The following is an 18,060-nucleotide window of genomic DNA, read 5'->3' as shown; positions in this document are numbered from 1 at the left end:
GCAAAAAGCTTCACAATTTGCCGAAATTTGGATTCAGAAATTTTAGAACGGTAAATGTATTTGTTTTTCATCTGCATGATCATGATTTGAACACCATTTTATTTGGTTGTTCTTATCGTGACCCTTTTATTTTTTGCCTTTTTATTCATTTTGTTTCGATTTATTTTCAGTAGTTTTATCTTCTACTTTCACCCTAACTTTAATTCAGATTGTCGGAAAATATTAATAAAATAAAACATATTATTATAAAATTTAAAAAATATTTTATAGAGGAGTGAGGACAAATGACTGAAAATCAAAAGAAAACATGCGGCTGCAAGCCGGACGCAAATGAAACGGACGACGAACTCATCGTCGAAATTGACGAAGAAATGGAAATCGATTTCGAAATTGACGGCGAAGGATTTGATGAGATGTCGCCGGAATACCAAAAAATGGTGGCTGAAATCCAAAAGCAAATTCAAGAACAAATGCAGGCGGCTATGGGTCAAAATTTCAATTTGGCCGATTTGGAAGCGCTGGAAGACGCTTACGAAAATTTGATGTACGGCGATGTCATGTCGGATGAAGAAGTCGAACAATTCTTAGCGGAACACGCCGTCGCCCCGGAATTGGCCAAATATCTCATGGTCGGCGCCGTTTTAATCGGCACCAACGGCGAACCGTACGAAACGCTGGCGCTCACCGGCGAACCGGAAGACTATCTGATTGAACTTTCGGAAGCGTGGGACATCAACACGCCCAACGACGCCATTGAAACCATGAACTGGCTGATGGCGGAAGGCCATGCTGCAGTTTACCAGGAAGACTTTTTGTCTTACAAAATCGGAAAAGAATGCGGCCTTGATGAAGAAGACATCGAAAATTATGAAACGACCGTTGAAGGCTTAATCGAAATTCTCGAATTGCCGGAAAAGCTCGTGGAAGCCTGCGATTCCGTCGGCGCCTGGGACATCGACCGGATCGGCTATTTGGCAAGAATCTTTGCGCACGTCGATTTCATCAGCGAAGATGAAGCCTGGGATTATCTGAAAAAAGCCTCAGCGCTTGCCAAAGAACAATTCGCCAGCTGGGAAGAGTATTTCATTTCCCTTCTCATCGGCCGCGGATTTGCGATGGGCGTCGACGAAGAGCCTTTTGCCATCGTTTATGATTTGCTCACAGAAAGCCGGGATCTGATGGAAAACTATCCGATTTCGGATTTGTAAAAATTTATTTTGTCAATTTATTCAGGCATTTTTGCCTGAATTCTTTTTTCCTTTTTTAAAGCACCATAGCTCTGCTTTTTATCAAAAATACGAATTCCGACAAAAACTCGGACGAAAAAGTGTAAAATTGTTAAAGAAAAACAGGAACCTGATTTTAAAAATAAATAAATAAAATGATCGCTATAACGCGCGCGATGCCGGCGCTGTAAAAACCAAACAGAAACAAAATAAAAAAGAAATAAAATAAAAAAACAAAAGCAACGGAATTATTCCGTTGCATAGTTGTCGAAATAGTTTTGAATCAAAATGAACGGCGTGCCTTTATCGCCGCTGCCGCTGGTCAAATCGCACAAGCTGCCGATCAAATCCACGTATCTTCTCGGCGTCGTGCCTTGAGATTCCATTTTTCCGGTCAAGTCTTTTTTGCAGCGAATGCTTTCGCACATGGCCGCTTTCAGTTCGTCGCCTTTGAGTTCTTTGAATTCGTTGTCGGCCAAATACTTCAGCTTCAATTCGTTGGGTGTTCCGAGAAGACCATCGGTGTAACCGGGAGACACGACCGGGTCGGCCAGTTCCCAAATACCGCAAACCGGGTCTTTGAAAGCGCCGTCGCCGTAAACCAAAACTTCGATCCGCTTGCCGGTTTTGTCTTTGAATTTTTGCTGAACAGCGTTGACGAACACGTTGCATTCGCGCGGAAACAGTTTGATGGTTTCTTCGGTGGCTTTGTTGGCGCCGAGAATGCCGAATTCCGGATTGTAGCCGCTGCCGTCAATCGGTTTGTTCAGTAAATCATCCATGCCGTAAACGGTTTTGGCGCCGGCGGCTTTCAAAACGCGTTTTGTGCGCTCACGGTTGTGAATGTCAGCGCAAAGAACGTGCGGCGTGTACTTTAAAATCGCACGCGGGTTGTTGGCAAAAACGATCTCAATGTTGTCGTTGTGCGCCAAACTTTTGTAATAATCCACATAATCGACGCCGGTGTACGGATGTTTAATGGTACCGAAGTGTTTTCTGAATTCGGCTTCCGACAAAACATCAGCATACGGATCCAAACCGGCTTTTTCAATCATATCCATGCTGATGAGCTCGTTGCCGACTTCGTCGTTGGGAAAACTCAGCATCAAATACAATTTATTGACGCCGCGGGCGATTCCTTTGAGCATGATCGCAAAACGGTTGCGGCTGAGGATCGGGAAGATCACGCCGACTTCGCCGTCCGGAAACTTTTGGGCGACGTCTTTGGCCAACTGGTCGATGGTGGCGTAATTGCCCTGCGTCCGCGCAACGACCGCTTCCGTCACACCAACCACGTCGCCGTCCGACAAAGAAAAGTTTTCCGATTGGGCTGCCGCAAGAACGGAATCGACGACGATTTGAACCAAATCGTCTCCCTCTTTAACAATAGGTGCCTTAATTCCTTTCGATTGCGTTCCGATGAGTTTCAAAATATTTGCCTCCGATGTTGTTTAAAATATAAATGATTATGAATGAAATGATTATGAATGAGATGAATATTGAAGAAATATTGATGGAAGAAATTTAATTTGGGGAAATTCCATTAAAATAATAAAATAAAAGGATTTTGGAAGGGATTTGAATTATAAATTAAATATAAATCAAATATAAATTAAAATTCAAAAATCTCATTGCAGATTCTATTTTTAAATTTATTATATGTGAGTATTATCATTTAAAGTTTGATTTTAATATTATTTTTGGGTTATCTTTTTAATCCCGTAAAGTTATTTTATTGTCGGACGTTCAATTTATAACTTCATTCCGTAACCGTTAAAAGGAATAAAGTTATAGGGTATTTGACTATTTTCAGGAAGGATTGAAAAATATGACAACGCTTAAAGAAAATTTATTAAAAGCCTTAAACGGCGAAGCTGTGGAAAAAACACCGGTTGTCTCCGTGACCCAAACCGGAATTGTTGAACTGATGGACGCCGTGAACGCGCCGTGGCCGGAATCTCAATCCAACGCCAAAATGATGGCGGACTTGGCCATCGCGGCCCACGAACTTGGCGGACTTGAAGCCGTCAGAGTCCCGTACTGTTTAACCGTTCTCGCGGAAGCCATGGGCTGTGAAGTCAACATGGGAACCAAGAACAGACAACCGTCCGTGACCGCTCACCCGTACGAAAAACCGGAAATGCTTGACGGCATGACCAAACCGGATTTAAAATCCACCGCCAGAATTCCGGCCGTTATCGAAGCCATCAAACTCGTCCGCGCACACGTCGGACCGGATGTCCCGATCATCGGCGGTATGGAAGGACCGATCACCCTCGCTTCCGACCTCTGCAGCGTGAAATCATTTATGAAATGGTCCATTAAAAAACCGGAAGACCTCAAAAAAGTCATTGACTTTGCGAACGTCGCCGCCATCGAATACGCCAACTTAATGGCAGACGCCGGCGCCGACATCATCTGTATCGCCGACCCGGTTTCTTCTCCGGACCTCATGAGCCCGCAAGACTTCCATGACAAACTCATGGGCGCCATCACCGAATTCGCTGACAAAGTCAAAGTGCCGGTGGTTTTGCACGTCTGCGGCAACGTGACCGCGATCTTAAACGACATGGCCGACTGCCACTGCAAAGGACTCAGCATTGAAGAAAAAGTCGAAGACGTTAAAGGCGCCGTTGAACTCACCAAGGGACGCGCCATTATCATCGGAAACGTGTCCAGCCCGTTCGTTCTCTTAAGCGGCGACGAAGCCAAAGTGACCGAAGCCGTCAACCAAGCGCTTGACGCCGGCGTCGGTGTTCTCGCACCGGGATGCGGTATTGCACCGATGACCCCGCTCGCCAACATCAAAACAATGGTGGCCGCACGCGACAAATATTTCCAGTAAGCTTGCTGTAAATAACGAAAAGTAATGAAAATCGCCGGCAGCAAAGTTTTGCTGCCGGCTTTTTTTATTTAAAAATGAAAGTTGCAGACTGTTTTTGTTAAACTGTTTTTAAAAAACGATTGCCGTAACGCGCGCGGACGCGGCGGTGCAACGAACCGCCAATCTATTTTCTTGTTTTCGATTTTTAAATATTTGAAAATTATACATTTAAACTTTATTTAAAAAGCCTTAAATCACATTGACGCCATGCTTGTTTATTCGATTTTGAAGATGTACGATTGATAAAAAATAACAAACAGGAGGGAAAAGGATGACAATGGACGATTCAAATTCAAACAACACAAGAGAAATGACATACGACGAATGGATGGAAACATTTGAAATGCTCAAAGAAAGCAGAAGAATAATGGAAGAAAGAATAGAGGAAGAGTTTAAAGACGAAAAAGAAAAAAATCAAACGGTTGAAACAACCCGGAAAAATTTATTTGAGTCCAATATTCCAATATCTGAAACTTTAAAATACGATGCTTTTAAAACTGAAAAAATTAAATCAGGAGCTGCTTAAATGGAAAACGAAAATCAAGAATTATTCGAAAAAAAATCCATTATTCGGGTTCCGGTTTTTCCCAAATTTTATGTCACCAATATTGCCGGCGGCGCGACGGACCAAGATTTCCGATATGAACTTTTGAATGAAAAGTCATACGATTCCGAAAATGAAAAATGGAATTATTATTCCGACGGTTTGCTTATTTTGTCGCCGGTCGGCGCCAAAAAATTATGGAATAAATTATCTGCTGATATCAATTTGTACGAAAGGGAACACGGCATTATTTCAATGGTTATCGAAAATGAATTGACGTACTGATTTTTCCATTTTTAAAAATCATTGCCATAACGCGCACGGACGCAGCGGCACCACAATTATTTGCGCCGTTTTCCGGTGCATTCGACAATTTCAATTTCAATAATCCCTGTCTTTTCAATCATCACCCCAAACGGAATTTTCGGGTAATCCGGCACGTATTTTTCAACCGTCAGCCGGAGAACTTTATCTTTCAAATCGGCGTCGTCAACCATCTTTGCGTTTCCGAGAATGATGACGCTGGAGTAATAAGTTCCGATCCCGCACGCTGCCTTTCTTTCAGCGGAAATGTTGAGACCGTCCATTTGATCAATTTCAAAACCGACTTTCGGATGAGCCAGAATGTTGTCGATTTTTTGTCCTTTGGGCAGCCCGTGGATGTAAATTTTCTGATTGTAATAAACGAAATGAATCGGCGCGATATATGGAAATCCGTTTTCGTTTTGGGTGGCAATCCGTCCGACCGGCGCTTTTTCCAAAAATTCAGTGATTTCGGATTCGGTCATTTGATTCATTTTCATTTTATTTTGCATAAATTTCATCTCTTTAATATTCCAACACTTTAACCTAAAATGTAATCAAGCGAATGGCTCTATTTGTGTCACCAGTGGTGACACAATTTATTTATTTAAAATGTCTGTCTTATTTTCAGGTATAAGCTCTTTAAATTCCCGTAATTTTCGTTCAAGCAGTTTTTTATCAATTAACTGTAGTGTGTATTCAGAAACCAATGCCGGTGATAAGCTTTTACTCATGGCGTATTCAACAATCTCATCGTTTTTCGTTGCACAAAGAATGACACCAATACTCGGATTTTCATTTGGTTTTTTGTGTTCCCTGTCAAGAGATTCAAGATAAAAATTCATTTTTCCAAGGTATTCAGGTTTGAAATTGTCAATTTTTAATTCAAAAGCAACAAGACATGATAAAGCCCGATGATAAAACAACAAATCAATATAAAAATCCGTGTCTCCAACTTGAATACGATATTCTTCCCCGATAAAAGAAAAATCTCTTCCAAGTTCTAATAAGAAATTTTTTAAATTTTGAATGATTGCTTTTTTAAAATCATTCTCTGAATACCCGTCCGGCAAATCTAAAAATTCCAAGACGTATTTATCAAAGAAACCGTTTTTTATATTTTCCGGCAACATCGTTGATGCCGTTTTCTTTGAAGAAAGAAGATATCGTTCATAATAGCAGCTTCCGAATTGCCGCTCAAGTTCTCGTTTGCTGTATTTCTCTTGAAGACACAATTTAATGTAAAATTCCTTCTCTTCCATGCTTTTCGTGTTTGATAAAATAAGCAAGTGGTTTGTCCAGCTGATTTGTGTCACCAGTGGTGACACAAATTCGTTGTCTTTATATGTTTCATAAAACTGTTTCATACGATACAAATTTCGCCGGTCAAATCCCTTTATTTCAGGATTATTTTCTCGAATTCGCCGAGCTGTTTCATCAATGAAAGAACTGCCCCATAAAGATTTTGAACTTTCGTTGCTCAAATATTCTCCAACTCGCCAGTAAAGTTTGATTAATTCAGCATTAACACTCTTTAAAACATTGAGCCGAGATTCTTCAATCATGTGAATAATTGCATCGGCATACGGAATAATATCATGACTCATCGTTTCATCTCCTTTCATTTTGTATTGAAAAGAGACTGAGTTTTATAAACATTTTTAATTTTTTGACATTCTATTATAATCAATTTGAAAATAAAAGAATAATAAAAACAAAAAACAGTAATAAGAGAATTAATATTTGTTTAAAACATTTTATTTTTTATTTGTGTCACCAATGGTGACACAAATTTTATTTTGAATGTTGCGTGTTCCGGTTCTGTATTTACTGATTCCGTTTCAAATATTTCTCAAAATCCGCTTGCGTTCCCGGCTGCATGCCCATCGTTTTCAACCGTTCGATCACGCTTTTCGCGTCGCGTTTGCGGGCTGACAGCGGCACGTCGCGGTCAAAATTAACAACGCCTTCCAGTGTGGAATCTGCTGAAATGATCGATGTCACCACGTTGGCGCCGGCGTTGAGCCGGTCCACCATGCCGTCAATACCGGCGACGTCCAGCGACGCCGGAATCAAGCGGTCCGGGAACAGGAACCGGAGAACGGAAATGATCTTAATTTCCATCAAATACGGCGCTTGAATCGTTTCTTCAAGCGGCGTTCCGGGCTGCGGCTCAAATGTCATCACACGGACTTGATCAGCGTTGAACTTTTGCATTTCCCGAAGCGATAACAGGGCTGCTTCGACATCGTCGACGACGAAATCCGGGGTGTTGAGAACGGATTTTGAAAAACCGGTTAACATGCCGTCTTCAACGCACATACCGGCGGCTCTCGCCGCGGTTCTGGCTTGAATGCGTCCGTCAAATGATTGACCGATGCGGAGTTTTTCATACAGGTTTTGCTGATATGTTTCCTGGTAAAGCGCAAAAAAATTGGCACCGGCGGCGGCCAACTGTTCGATGAATTTGTCGTCGACAACGCCGGGAGAAATCATAACCGGAAGGCCGGCGGTTTCTTTGGCGATTGTCACAAACTCGATTAAGTTTTCCGGGTGGTCGTGGAAATGCGGATCTTCGCCCATCGTCAAATCGATCATGTGAACGCCTTCGTTTTTCAGCTGTTTGCACATGTCCCGAAGTTCTTCCGGCGTTAAACGGTAGCGGTCAATCTTGTTGGCGGCGCGGTAATAGCAAAAAGCGCATTTGTTTTTGCAGTAAGTGGAAAAATAAACGAAACTGTAAAGGTAGACGTTGTTTGAAAAAAAGTGATTGCGAACGGCTCTGGCGGCCGAAAACATTTTCTGAAGGCTTTCTTCATCGGTCGCGGAAAGCATGCTTTTAATTGTTTCGTCTGAAATCGGTTTTTTGGAAATGACGTCGGACACAAACCTCGATATGTCCGCTTCGCTCATGTTTTTAAAATAATCTGCCAAATCTGATCCCCCAAGAAAGATTTGAAAAACCGGCAACCGGTTTTAATTTTATTTAATTCTATTTGATTGAATTTGATTCAATTTTAAAAATGATCTTAGAATGAAGATAACAGAACAATCAAGATTGCCTGCCGTCTTATAATTTGGTGTAAATGCCGTTGTAATAGAATTCAGAACGGCTTCCGCGCTTGATATTTTTAAAGTTGTGGCGCGCTTTTAAGAGGCGTTCGAGACCAAAGCCGGCGCCGATCCACGGTTTGCTGACGCCCCAGTCGATGTCCATCGGAACCGGACCGACAACCGCGGACGATAATTCCATATCGCCGTGCATCACGTCGACCGTCGCGCCGTAAACCATACATTCGTCGCCTTCAATTGTGTAATCGATGTCAAGATACGTCAAAAATTCATCCAGCAATTTCACCAGGTTTTCGCGTGTGGAGCCGTCCCCCATCTGACAGAAATTGACCATCGTGAACTCTTCCAGATGGCTGCTGCCATCGGATTCTTTGCGGTAGCAGGGACCGATTTCAAAAATCTTCACCGGATCGGGGAGAATTTTATCAAAACGGGCCAGATAATTGTAAAGCACAGGCGCCAGCATCGGGCGCAGGCACATGTTGTCGTCCGTCCGGAAAATCTGTTTGGACAGCTCTTCATCTTTGTCAATCCCCATGCGAAGAATGTATTCTTCCGGAATCAGAATCGAGGACTTGATTTCAATAAATCCTTTGGAAATCAAAAAGGCGGAAATGTCACGCTCCAATTTCGCCAGCATGTGTTCGCGGCTGTTCGCGTACAAATCGCAAAGTTCCTGTTTGCGGCGGGCGACCAGAACGGATTCCAATTCGGAAAAATCCATGTCCGTCTTTTCCAGATCAAATTCATCGCCGGAAACCAATAAAGATTCGAGCCGGCTCAGCTGTGACGGCGAAAACGCCTTTTTCGGTTTGGGTTCAGCGTTTGTCATATTTTGACTTCCTGTTGCGTTTGCCGCTGTTTTTGGAACAGCTGCTGTCTGAACTGCAGATTGCGTTGCTGTTTGAGCTGCAACTGTCTGAGATACAGTTGTTTGAGTTGCCGTTTGCATTGCTGCTGCCGGATTAGCTGTTTGAGCCGGCGGGACCGGAACCGGTCTGGCCGTATCTTTCTTGCCGACTTTTTTCGGGGCGGACGCTTTGGCAACGGGTTCGACAAACGTGATGTGTTCGTGGAAATTTTTGGACACGAAACGGTCGATCCGCTCTTCCGCCAGCTTGCATTTTTTGCAAACTTTTTTGTATTTGGAATTGCGCAGGGAACGCGCCGACGCGCTGTTCCGAGAATTGTGTGCGGTGATCACTTCGCCGCAATCCGTTGTGATGCGGATGTTCATGCGGGACGTTTCATATTTGGCCACGCCGTGCAAGACATCTTTTCGGGAAAGCCAAACGCCGTTGAGTTTGACAAGTCTTTCAAGATTCGGGCGGTCCATGTGATCAATCCTTGTTTGGTTTTAAAAAATAATAAAATGTAAACGGAGACCCCGGGAATCTAACCCGGCTAAACGGATCTAGAGTCCATTCGATCTACCTGACCAGATCTCCTTGCCGATTTATTGCGTCTGTTTTCCTGTTCCAATGGAAAGTTTGGTACTATAAGTTATTTTTTTAATTAATACTTTCCCACCCAAAAATCAACTCTCTGTTTTTATAAATTTAAAAATAAAAATGAAATTGATCCCCGTTTTTACGGGTCGGGAAAAGTGTGTGCCGTAACGCGCGCGGCGCCGCTCGCTAAATAAAATGAAAAATAAAAATGAAAAAAATCAATACAAAAACTTGGACATGTACGATTCCGCCAAAACCGCCAAACACGTTTTGTTCAAATCGTTTTCAAACGACCCGTTTTTTTCCTGGATCAAATAAAGCCACGGAACGGAAGCAACGCAGGCCGGATTATCGATGCGGGACAACGCCGCCAGCACCAAACAGCTGGTCGCCGTGTGATTCCAAAAGCCGTCTTTGCGTTCCAAAATCAGCCAATCGGCTTTGCGGTCGATAAAAGCTGAAATTTCTAAATCTTCTTCCTCGGAAAAAGAACGAAGTTCCCGCTGTTTTTGAAGCGCCGTCAAAATCAATGCCGTCGTCCCCGGATGTTTCCACTCCGGCCGGTCAGCGCACAAATTCAAAGACAACTCTTTTTCAAAAATACCGGCGTCAGCCATGGCTGCCAATGCGTAAACACAATCGTAAACGTCGGACGTCCATTCGCTTTTTTTGGATAAAAGCCATTGTGTTGCCGTTTCTGCGCTTTTTTGAATCTTTTCTTTTAGATTTTCCGCATCAAAACCGGCGTACGAATCTCGAATCTGCGGATAGGAAGAAGCTTGATCCAACTGTTTTTGAACGGTACAAATGCAGGAAACGGCGCGCGACGTGTCTTTGATGTCGCCGAATGATCCGTCCGGCTGCTGTTTGTTGAGAAGCGCCGCTGCGGCCGGGAAAAAAACGGATGAGCGGTTCCAAAAAACGTAAACTAAAATCAGATTGGACAATTCCTTGACCGGGAAAACAAAGTTTTCCGGTTTTTGCGTCCTTTTGTTTTCGATTTGAGAAGAAAGCCAATGAAAACCTTTTCCAATGGAAACGAAGGCTTGTTCGGAAATTTCAACGACTTCGCCGTCAAAATGTCCGGAAACGTCATGCTCGGGGCTGTCCGCGAAATTGAATTGCTCAAAATCAAAAAGGTCGCCGCCGAATTTTTTATCCATGATTTTTCACAAACCAAAAATGAACGGCGGAGTATAAAAAAGTTCGTCGAAACGGGGAATTTGTGTGCTGAACGCACAAATCAACACGCGAACGTATCCAAAAATATCTAAGAGAAAAGTAAGATAAGAAAAAAAGAGTTTCCACATCGTGGAAACTCGTGTGTGTGTGTTTATGGTTTGTGGTTTATAGAATGTGTGGTTTTAGACTTTTTGAACTTGAACGTTTTTCAAAATAATCCAAAAGCAAGTTTTACAACGATAACCCCCCTATAAATACCTATTGTTGTTTTAAAGGGTACCGATGTATAAAATCTCAAAAATCGGCGTAGAAAACGGACCCTTTTTTGAATTTTAATGTTGTAATATGTAAACGCTGTTATTCTATAATTTAACTATATGATTGTAAAATTATAATGTTATTGTAATTTATTTATGATTGAAAATTATATTAAAAATTATGTTGAAATTATTTTGAAAAATTCGGATTTTGGAATAGATTGAATTTTTATAGTTGAAATACATTGTATAATCGGAATTATATATTTATATTTGGCTTATTAAATGATTCAACAAAGAGGCAGAATATGTTTTGGATGATTGCAGAACACCTTTTAGGCGTCGGCGGCTTGCGCACGCTGGATGAAAAAACACCTTTCAAATTTGAAAGAAACATCGGAAAAGAAGACCGGCTCAGAAGAGCGATTATCGGTTCATTTTCATTAATTGCTTTGATTTTTGTCCGCAGAGGATTCCTTCTCCGGTACCTGCTCGGCTTGGCCGCACTTGCCGGACTCGTGACCGCGTACACGAAATTCTCGCCGGTTTATGCACTCATTGGCGAAAGCACGGCTAAAAAAGGAAAGAAGAAAAACAAATAATTTGTTTTTCACTCTTTATTTTATCTTTTTTTATTTCTGTTTTTTTGTTTTCTTGTTTTTTGGCGGGCGGCGCCGCGCGCGTTATCGCATTCGTTTTTGACGACACGCCAAAGTCCGGAGTCTGTTTTTATAATTTTTATTCAAAAAGAGTTAAACCGGTTTTCCGACAGCTGTAAACCGTTGGTTGTCCTCAAGACCGGCAAATAAGAATTGATCATCTTTGCTGTAAGCGATTTTTTTGGAACTGATCAATTTCAAAACACCGGATTCACCGGCACCAATCTTTTCCTTGTCAGCGCCGCCGACCGTGATTTTTTTGACGCGGACGGGTTCCGATTGAAGGCCGACAAACATGTGAACGACGTCTTCGAGTTCGATGCCGGCTTTCGCGAATTTGGAGAGCGTACAATTGATTTCAAATTCCGTCGCCACGATTTCGTCGTTGGACAACAGATAGCCGCGGTCGAGTTCACGCTCAAGCAGGCCTTTGAGCGCCAGACCGACGCGGGCGCCGGTTGTCGCTGATTTGACGTCAATGTCATGCGTCTGAATCGAACGGATATCGATTTTTTTGTCGACCGGCCAAAGACCGATTTTGTCGTGCGTGTGAATCGTTCCCTGGAGAACTTTTCCGAGAACAACGATGCCGATGCCGGTCACGTTGAAGAAGTGATCGATAACGACACGCGGCGGAAGAGCGTCTTTGGTTTTTTGTTCCGGTTCAATAATGTCAGCCAAATCGTGAATTTTGTTTTTGAGTTCTTCCAGACCTTCAAAAGCGTTGGGCGCGTCTTTGTTGGTGTTGATGACTTGGATTTCCCAATTTTCAAGAACGGTTCCGACAGTCATTTTCTTCAGTTTTTGCGCAAAGGCGTCGATTTCCATCGGGTAGCTGGTGTCTGATTTTGTAATCACGATCACGCCGTGCTTCATGCCGAGAAGGTCAAGCGCGATAATGCATTCGCCGGTGTGCGGCGTCATGCCGTTGGGCGTCACGCAAAGAAGCGCCATGTCGGCCAAATTAAGGGCGGCCATGATGGATTTAATGGATTTGGGATAGGATTTCGCGTCCACGTAAACATATTTGCGTTCGTGGCGGTCGTCATCGTAAAGCGTGATGTCGGAATCCGTACCTTTTTTGCCGAGTTTGGACGCGAGGGATGTTCGCCCGGTTTTCTCGTCCCCGATAATTGCGATATTTGTCATAAATTCTCAATCCTGATTGGTAAATGAATGTTGAATGATTTGAATGTCAATTTGTTTGATTTAATCTGTTTTTAGATATATGAGTTTTATTCCGATTGATTTTTGATTTTATCTAAAAATAAAAAATCAAAATTTTTAATAGTTTATTATAAATTATGTATATTTATTTGAAAATAGATATTATTTATAAATTAAATCATGAAAAGGATACAAGTATAGTATAAATTAAAATTCACATTTTGAAAAATAAAAACACATTCTTGTTATGCGGTTAAAACCGCATAACAAATCACTTGTTGGTGATTTTATTATTATTATTTTATCTCAGCAATTCAATAAATTTTTGAATTATATATATCAAAAAATAAGTCAAAAATAATTTATAATATATCAACTTCATTAATTTAACAGAATCTGCCCGGCCTCTCGATGATGCACACTGGGCGGATCGTATTTATTTTTCATTTCATCGTTTTTCGCATAATAACAGCCGTCCCTGACAACGGATCGGAACTGATTTTCGGGAAAAAACCGCTGATTTGCCCGATTTCCGTAAATCCTTCTTTTTGATACATTCCATGCGCGTTTTTCCAGTCGCTGTTGACGATGAGAATGGAACTGACAACATCATATTCCGATGTCAGCGACTCCAAAAGCGTTAAAAAAAGCTTTTTGCCGACTTTTCCGCCGCGAACATTCGGATCAACCGCAACGGAAGAAATATAAATTTCATTGCCGGCGGACTTGTGCGTGTCGCGAATGGAATGATTGATGCCGAAATTGTCGTACGGAATTTTGTCGGAATAATCCCAAAGTTCGGAAGAAATGTAGCCGACGACTTTTCCGTCCATTTCCGCCACCAAAAATCCGTCCGCAAAAACGGAAATCCGGTCCGCAAACACATCTGCCGATTCCACAATTTCCGGGTGGAACGAATATTTTTCAATATCCATGACCACGTCGATGTCGTTGGGGACGGCTTTACGAATTGAAACGGTTGGTGTGTTATTCATAGGGATAACTCGGATTTTTGATTGATAAGTATTTCTTCTTTTTGTTTTTTATTTTCATTTCTGTTTTTATTGTTTCTTTCGACTCGAAATGAAAAGGCAAAGCGCTGCAAAAACACCAATGGCCGTTAAAAATTCGAATCCCGGAACCGATTCTCTTTTGATGTTTTCCGCTTTTCCGGAAACAGCAACCGGAATATTTTGAATGCCGTTTTGTTCTCCGGCAGCCGTCACTGCTTGAATGATGGCGTCCAGTTGTTTATTTGTTAATTCGGAATCGTCCGATAAAATCACGGAAATGTAATCATAATCAACGAAAAACATTCCGATCGGGCCGCCGTTTTGGGACAAATATTTTTCAAATTCGGGATCGGATTGCAAATCGGATACAATTTTTTCCAAAGCTTCATTCCAGCTTTGAGCATCGGCACCTTCCGATTTTCTCGGAACTTCACCGGATGTTTTGAGAACGCGGTCGCTGTTTGTCAAATGCTTGAACGCGGAACGGTCGGTTTCCGGGTAAAAGCGCGGCGATTCAGCAACTGTAAATATAATCGGGGTACCGATGGAAATAACGATCGGAACATTTTCAACACCTTCTTGGGCAGCGTATTGGTCAACAATATTTTTCATGTTTTCCAAATCTTTTTGCGTCACATCATTCCGAAATTCTTCATGAATTAAAATTGAAACGTATCCGTCGGCAATGGCGCCATATCCCATAATAAAATTACTATTATCAGACATGTATTTCCTTAAAGCATCGTCTTCTGAAATTGAATCAACAATTGAACTGATATTGAGCCACCATTCATATGATTCAATTCCTTGCTTCTTTTGGGGAATTTCACCATAAACAGCCAAAATACCATTTTGTTGACGAAGCTGGTCCAACAATTCCGGATTTGTCGGTGGAACAGCGTCAATGCGTTCTTGAATTTCTTCCTGTGTGAAACTATCCGTATCGTTGCGTATATCATTTTTGTTTCCATCACCTAAAGCCATGCTCATCAAAACGACAGCAATCATAAGAAAACAAAATGTTTTAAGTATAATTTTCATGTTAATTTCTCCATTGCTGATTTGTAATTTTAGAATACAAACAAAGCGCAAAGAAAACGAAAACAAACGATAAACAAAAAAGAAAAACAAAAGCGATTAATGTTACCGCTGAAACTGAATCTCTTTGTTTGCTGAAATCTCAACAAACAAAAGAGAACTCTAATCCGTTAAATAGTTTATATCTAAAAAAACTATTTTTAAAAATAAATCTTAATTTTTATTTTTGATTTTCCAAATTTTTCGATAAATCAACGTACCATGCCGCATTTTGGATGGTTTCCTCAACTTCCGCATCCGTCACTTGCCGGATCACTTTTCCGGGAACGCCCAACACCAAACTTCTCGGCGGAATGATTTTGCCGGCCGGAATTAAGGCGTTGGCGCCGATGATGCTGCCTTCGCCGATGACGGCTTTATCGAGAACGGTAGAATTCATACCGATGAGAACATTGTCTTCGATGATACAGCCGTGAACGACGGCGCAATGGCCAACCGTCACGTTTTTTCCGATGATGATCGGGGAATCAAAAGCACTGTGAAGAACGCAATTGTCTTGAATGTTACTGTTTTCACCGATTGTCATCTTGGCGGCGTCCGCACGAATCACAGCGCCATACCAAACGCTTGTGTTTTTCTCAAACTCAACGTCGCCGACAACCGTCGCATTCTTTGCAATTCTAAGCATCTTCATCTCCTCTTTGTTTTGATTCCGTTATCTATTGTTTTGTTTTTTGATTATTTTGATTTTATTTTTTGTTTTACTTTTTGTTTTTGATTCGATTATTTTTATTGTGATTTATATTAAATTTTCCGATTCCGGATTTAGAATATTCCGGAAACGACGTCTTTAATGATTCCGACAATATCGATTCCGGAAATCTGCAAGACGACGTAGGTACCGATTAAGGTACCGATAATGCTGCCGACGTTGGCCAGCGCCGCCACCAAAATAACTTTGAAGAACGGGTTGTTGTTCATTTCTTTGAACGTTTCGGCATTCATCATTCTTTTTAAGTCGTTCGTTGTCGGTTTCCGAATGGCGGCTTCCGTCAGTCCGGCAAACCAGCCCGCAGCCACCAAAGGATTGAGGGATGTGAACCACGCCAACATGAAGGCGACAAACGCTGATTTTGGTTTTCCGCCGGCCACGAGTACACCGATCGCGCTGAGAACGCCGTTAATCAGGAACCAGCTCGCAAAGGCGATGAGAAGAATCTCGGGCGTCATGTCCGGGTACGTCACGACGCTGTAAATGATGTACAAGAACGCCAGGAGAACCAATCCGATCAGCGTGTAGCTGATGATTTTGGCCAGGCTGAATCTCTTTTTGGGAATGGTGACCAATGTGGCAAGATCCGGAATTGTGGATGGGTCGTGAAGGTAATTGATAACGCCTTGGCGGTGGCCGGCGCCGATGACGACGACGATTTTTTTGCCGGGTCCGGCAGCTTTAATGGTCCGAACAATGCTTCCGGCCAGATAAGCGTCTCTTTCGTCAATCAAAACGGACGCAGCCGTCGGTGAGAATTTCCTGAATTCTTCAATTAAAGCGGAAACGACGTCTTGATCGGTCATGGAATCCAAACTGAATTCGACCATTTCTTCTTTGCCGCCGATGCCGAGGTAACCGGTGACGAGCGCGTAGAGCATTTTCACTTTTTCCCAGAAGCTCATTTTCGCAATGAAACGCTTGAAAGTGGTTTGGATGTCGCGGTCAATGAGCGCCAAATCCGCGCCGATTTCCTGAGCGCCGTCGATGGCCGCAAACATTTCAGTTCCCGGCGGAACACCGAGCTCCTCGCCCATCTTTTTCTGGATATAAGACAAAAGTCCGTAAAGTAAATAGTAGAAAGTCTGACCCGGAGACAGAATATCCTTAAAGGAAACTTCTTTGTTTTGTTCGGGTTCCATGATGCTTTTGTAGCGGTTGGCGCAAAGCTCAACGGCGACAATATCCGGTTTTTCCCGTTCGATGGTTTCTTTGACTTCCTTCACGCTTTTTTCAGAAACGTGCGCCGTTCCGATGATGATAATTTTTGTCGGCTCAACCGCTTTTTGCGTTGAGAGCGGAATTCCGGAAAGATCGGAAGAGTCGGAGTCGTTCGGATATTCCGACAAAACTTCATCGGAAACAACCGGGACAAAAACATCTGAAATTTCGAGCGACGATGGAGAATCGGAATCAGACGGATTGGAACCGGAAGAATCGGAGTCAACTGATGCAACAGAACCGACCGGTGCTGCAGAATCTGCCGGCATTACCGTATCTGTTGAAGAAACAGAAAAATGACTCATAGATGATTCTGATGATGAAACAGTTATAATATTTTCCTGGATAACATCATCTTCGGGGAGATCCTTTGAAGAAAGATTGGAAGACGAGGATTTTTCGGATTCGTTTTTCATAATGATGTCACAAGCGTCATAATGGATCTTTGTTTAATTGGCGATACGCCATGTAATTTGATTATATATGTATTAATAAATGATTTTGACCTTAAATATCCGTCCTTCTATTTAAAGCACGTTTATTTAAATCATCAGCGGATTCGATTTGGTTTTCTGTCAATATCCGCATTGATGTTGCTCAAAAATGGTAAAAATTGGCTCCATCAGAACAAATCAATTTCAAATATGAGCTTAATTTGGAATTATATTTTGATTTCTTATTTTAATAGTTTGCTTTAACTTCAAAATCAATTGACATATCTTTCTTTAAATTTGCCTTTTATATAAATTTACTTTGATTTATTAACCCCTTTATTTCGCCTGGAAAGTATATAAAGAGACCAGCCCCTATGATTTCGTCTGAAAAGAACAGAATTCAAAAAATTAAACGCAAAAAAATAAAAATTAAAAATTTTTTTAATTTTAAAATGAAATTCAATGTTGTTGTGTTATGAGATTTTTTGTATTTATAGTTTTTGAAAAAATTTATAAAAAATTAAAAATTTTTGATAGATTTAAGAAAAAAATTTATTTTTTTAATAAAATTTAAAAAAACGAAAACAATTGACGCGAAAACTAAAATGCGTTTTTAATTTTCCCGCGCAATTTTTCCGGCCGGATTTTTCTGACCCTTCCAGACGAAATTTTAGGGTGGGGTTTTGAGCATTTATTAAGCATTATTTTTTAAATGCAAAAATATTTTATAATGGTTGATTGATTTTATCATCATCTTTAATTTTTTGTGAAATATTCTTATGGAACATTTTTACAAATTTTTTCTTAAATTATTGTGGATTGAAAAATATGAAGAAT

At 41.6% G+C, this 18,060-nt stretch carries 16 protein-coding genes and 1 pseudogene; 5 read left to right on the top strand and 12 right to left on the bottom strand.

Annotation, left to right across the window (positions count from 1 at the left end; all coding sequences use genetic code 11):
- Positions 1–77 (bottom strand): annotated as a pseudogene (locus MsAg5_RS01835) (IS1595 family transposase); the annotation flags it as partial.
- 207 nt (positions 78–284) lie between these two features.
- On the opposite strand from MsAg5_RS01835, the gene MsAg5_RS01830 reads away from it, so the two are divergent.
- Positions 285–1,208 (top strand): DUF1266 domain-containing protein, encoded by a 924-nt coding sequence (locus MsAg5_RS01830; RefSeq protein WP_338098914.1) that lies wholly within the window; start codon positions 285–287, stop codon positions 1,206–1,208.
- Positions 1,209–1,474: 266 nt separating this feature from the next.
- Here MsAg5_RS01830 and MsAg5_RS01825 read toward each other — a convergent pair whose 3' ends face one another.
- On the bottom strand, positions 1,475–2,656 hold the full coding sequence (locus MsAg5_RS01825; protein WP_338098913.1) for a coenzyme F420-0:L-glutamate ligase: 1,182 nt from the start codon (positions 2,654–2,656) through the stop codon (positions 1,475–1,477).
- 398 nt (positions 2,657–3,054) lie between these two features.
- On the opposite strand from MsAg5_RS01825, the gene mtaA reads away from it, so the two are divergent.
- From mtaA to MsAg5_RS01810, 3 genes are all read left to right on the top strand, one after another.
- Positions 3,055–4,071 carry a methylcobamide:CoM methyltransferase MtaA gene (gene mtaA, locus MsAg5_RS01820; protein ID WP_338098912.1) on the top strand — a complete coding sequence of 339 codons (1,017 nt, stop codon included), beginning with the start codon at positions 3,055–3,057 and terminating at the stop codon, positions 4,069–4,071.
- A gap of 310 nt (positions 4,072–4,381) precedes the next feature.
- Positions 4,382–4,636 (top strand): hypothetical protein, encoded by a 255-nt coding sequence (locus tag MsAg5_RS01815; protein WP_338098911.1) that lies wholly within the window; start codon positions 4,382–4,384, stop codon positions 4,634–4,636.
- Complete coding sequence (locus MsAg5_RS01810; RefSeq protein WP_338098910.1) at positions 4,637–4,939, top strand: DUF3467 domain-containing protein; 303 nt, start codon at positions 4,637–4,639, stop codon at positions 4,937–4,939. It begins immediately after the preceding gene.
- 56 nt (positions 4,940–4,995) lie between these two features.
- Here MsAg5_RS01810 and MsAg5_RS01805 read toward each other — a convergent pair whose 3' ends face one another.
- The 5 genes from MsAg5_RS01805 to MsAg5_RS01785 form a co-directional block, all read right to left on the bottom strand.
- On the bottom strand, positions 4,996–5,457 hold the full coding sequence (locus MsAg5_RS01805; protein WP_338098909.1) for a pyridoxamine 5'-phosphate oxidase family protein: 462 nt from the start codon (positions 5,455–5,457) through the stop codon (positions 4,996–4,998).
- Positions 5,458–5,556: 99 nt separating this feature from the next.
- On the bottom strand, positions 5,557–6,582 hold the full coding sequence (locus tag MsAg5_RS01800) for a PDDEXK nuclease domain-containing protein (RefSeq protein ID WP_338098907.1): 1,026 nt from the start codon (positions 6,580–6,582) through the stop codon (positions 5,557–5,559).
- 202 nt (positions 6,583–6,784) lie between these two features.
- Positions 6,785–7,891 (bottom strand): methylornithine synthase PylB, encoded by a 1,107-nt coding sequence (gene pylB, locus MsAg5_RS01795; protein ID WP_338098906.1) that lies wholly within the window; start codon positions 7,889–7,891, stop codon positions 6,785–6,787.
- Positions 7,892–8,027: 136 nt separating this feature from the next.
- Positions 8,028–9,365 carry a pyrrolysine--tRNA(Pyl) ligase gene (gene pylS, locus MsAg5_RS01790; protein ID WP_338098905.1) on the bottom strand — a complete coding sequence of 446 codons (1,338 nt, stop codon included), beginning with the start codon at positions 9,363–9,365 and terminating at the stop codon, positions 8,028–8,030.
- A 333-nt stretch (positions 9,366–9,698) separates the two neighbouring features.
- Positions 9,699–10,643, bottom strand: coding sequence for a hypothetical protein (locus MsAg5_RS01785; RefSeq protein WP_338098904.1), 945 nt, complete (start codon positions 10,641–10,643; stop codon positions 9,699–9,701).
- 584 nt (positions 10,644–11,227) lie between these two features.
- Here MsAg5_RS01785 and MsAg5_RS01780 point away from each other — a divergent pair.
- Complete coding sequence (locus tag MsAg5_RS01780) at positions 11,228–11,521, top strand: YgaP family membrane protein (protein ID WP_338098903.1); 294 nt, start codon at positions 11,228–11,230, stop codon at positions 11,519–11,521.
- A 150-nt stretch (positions 11,522–11,671) separates the two neighbouring features.
- Here MsAg5_RS01780 and MsAg5_RS01775 read toward each other — a convergent pair whose 3' ends face one another.
- From MsAg5_RS01775 to MsAg5_RS01755, 5 genes are all read right to left on the bottom strand, one after another.
- Positions 11,672–12,727, bottom strand: a complete 1,056-nt coding sequence (locus MsAg5_RS01775) for an EF-Tu/IF-2/RF-3 family GTPase (RefSeq protein ID WP_338098902.1) — start codon at positions 12,725–12,727, stop codon at positions 11,672–11,674.
- Between the two features lie 461 nt (positions 12,728–13,188).
- A complete protein-coding gene (locus MsAg5_RS01770) occupies positions 13,189–13,740 on the bottom strand; it encodes a GNAT family N-acetyltransferase (RefSeq protein WP_338098901.1) in 552 nt (183 codons plus the stop codon).
- Between the two features lie 66 nt (positions 13,741–13,806).
- The gene (locus tag MsAg5_RS01765) at positions 13,807–14,799 is read right to left on the bottom strand and encodes a hypothetical protein (protein ID WP_338098900.1); all 993 of its coding nucleotides are present in this window, start codon (positions 14,797–14,799) and stop codon (positions 13,807–13,809) included.
- Positions 14,800–15,016: 217 nt separating this feature from the next.
- Positions 15,017–15,484 carry a gamma carbonic anhydrase family protein gene (locus MsAg5_RS01760; protein WP_338098899.1) on the bottom strand — a complete coding sequence of 156 codons (468 nt, stop codon included), beginning with the start codon at positions 15,482–15,484 and terminating at the stop codon, positions 15,017–15,019.
- A gap of 137 nt (positions 15,485–15,621) precedes the next feature.
- Entirely contained in the window at positions 15,622–17,058 is a 1,437-nt protein-coding gene (locus MsAg5_RS01755; RefSeq protein ID WP_338098898.1) for a TraB/GumN family protein, read from the bottom strand.
- Between the last annotated feature and the right edge of the window lie 1,002 nt (positions 17,059–18,060).

Origin of the sequence: Methanolapillus africanus (genome assembly GCF_032714475.1) — an archaeon.
Taxonomy (GTDB): Archaea; Halobacteriota; Methanosarcinia; order Methanosarcinales; family Methanosarcinaceae; genus Methanolapillus; species Methanolapillus africanus.
The sequence above is the reverse complement of the archived record's forward strand: the minus strand, read 5'-3'. Positions and strand labels throughout refer to the sequence as shown.

Bases quoted from the DNA above. Each gene is read 5' to 3' on its own strand.
- MsAg5_RS01830 (WP_338098914.1), top strand. From the start codon at position 285: ATGACTGAAAATCAAAAGAAAACATGCGGCTGCAAGCCGGACGCAAAT.
- mtaA (WP_338098912.1), top strand. From the start codon at position 3,055: ATGACAACGCTTAAAGAAAATTTATTAAAAGCCTTAAACGGCGAAGCT.
- MsAg5_RS01815 (WP_338098911.1), top strand. From the start codon at position 4,382: ATGACAATGGACGATTCAAATTCAAACAACACAAGAGAAATGACATAC.
- MsAg5_RS01810 (WP_338098910.1), top strand. From the start codon at position 4,637: ATGGAAAACGAAAATCAAGAATTATTCGAAAAAAAATCCATTATTCGG.
- MsAg5_RS01805 (WP_338098909.1), bottom strand. From the start codon at position 5,457: ATGAAAATGAATCAAATGACCGAATCCGAAATCACTGAATTTTTGGAA.
- MsAg5_RS01800 (WP_338098907.1), bottom strand. From the start codon at position 6,582: ATGAAAGGAGATGAAACGATGAGTCATGATATTATTCCGTATGCCGAT.
- pylS (WP_338098905.1), bottom strand. From the start codon at position 9,365: ATGGACCGCCCGAATCTTGAAAGACTTGTCAAACTCAACGGCGTTTGG.
- MsAg5_RS01785 (WP_338098904.1), bottom strand. From the start codon at position 10,643: ATGGATAAAAAATTCGGCGGCGACCTTTTTGATTTTGAGCAATTCAAT.
- MsAg5_RS01780 (WP_338098903.1), top strand. From the start codon at position 11,228: ATGTTTTGGATGATTGCAGAACACCTTTTAGGCGTCGGCGGCTTGCGC.
- MsAg5_RS01775 (WP_338098902.1), bottom strand. From the start codon at position 12,727: ATGACAAATATCGCAATTATCGGGGACGAGAAAACCGGGCGAACATCC.
- MsAg5_RS01770 (WP_338098901.1), bottom strand. From the start codon at position 13,740: ATGAATAACACACCAACCGTTTCAATTCGTAAAGCCGTCCCCAACGAC.
- MsAg5_RS01765 (WP_338098900.1), bottom strand. From the start codon at position 14,799: ATGAAAATTATACTTAAAACATTTTGTTTTCTTATGATTGCTGTCGTT.
- MsAg5_RS01760 (WP_338098899.1), bottom strand. From the start codon at position 15,484: ATGCTTAGAATTGCAAAGAATGCGACGGTTGTCGGCGACGTTGAGTTT.
- MsAg5_RS01755 (WP_338098898.1), bottom strand. From the start codon at position 17,058: ATGCCGGCAGATTCTGCAGCACCGGTCGGTTCTGTTGCATCAGTTGAC.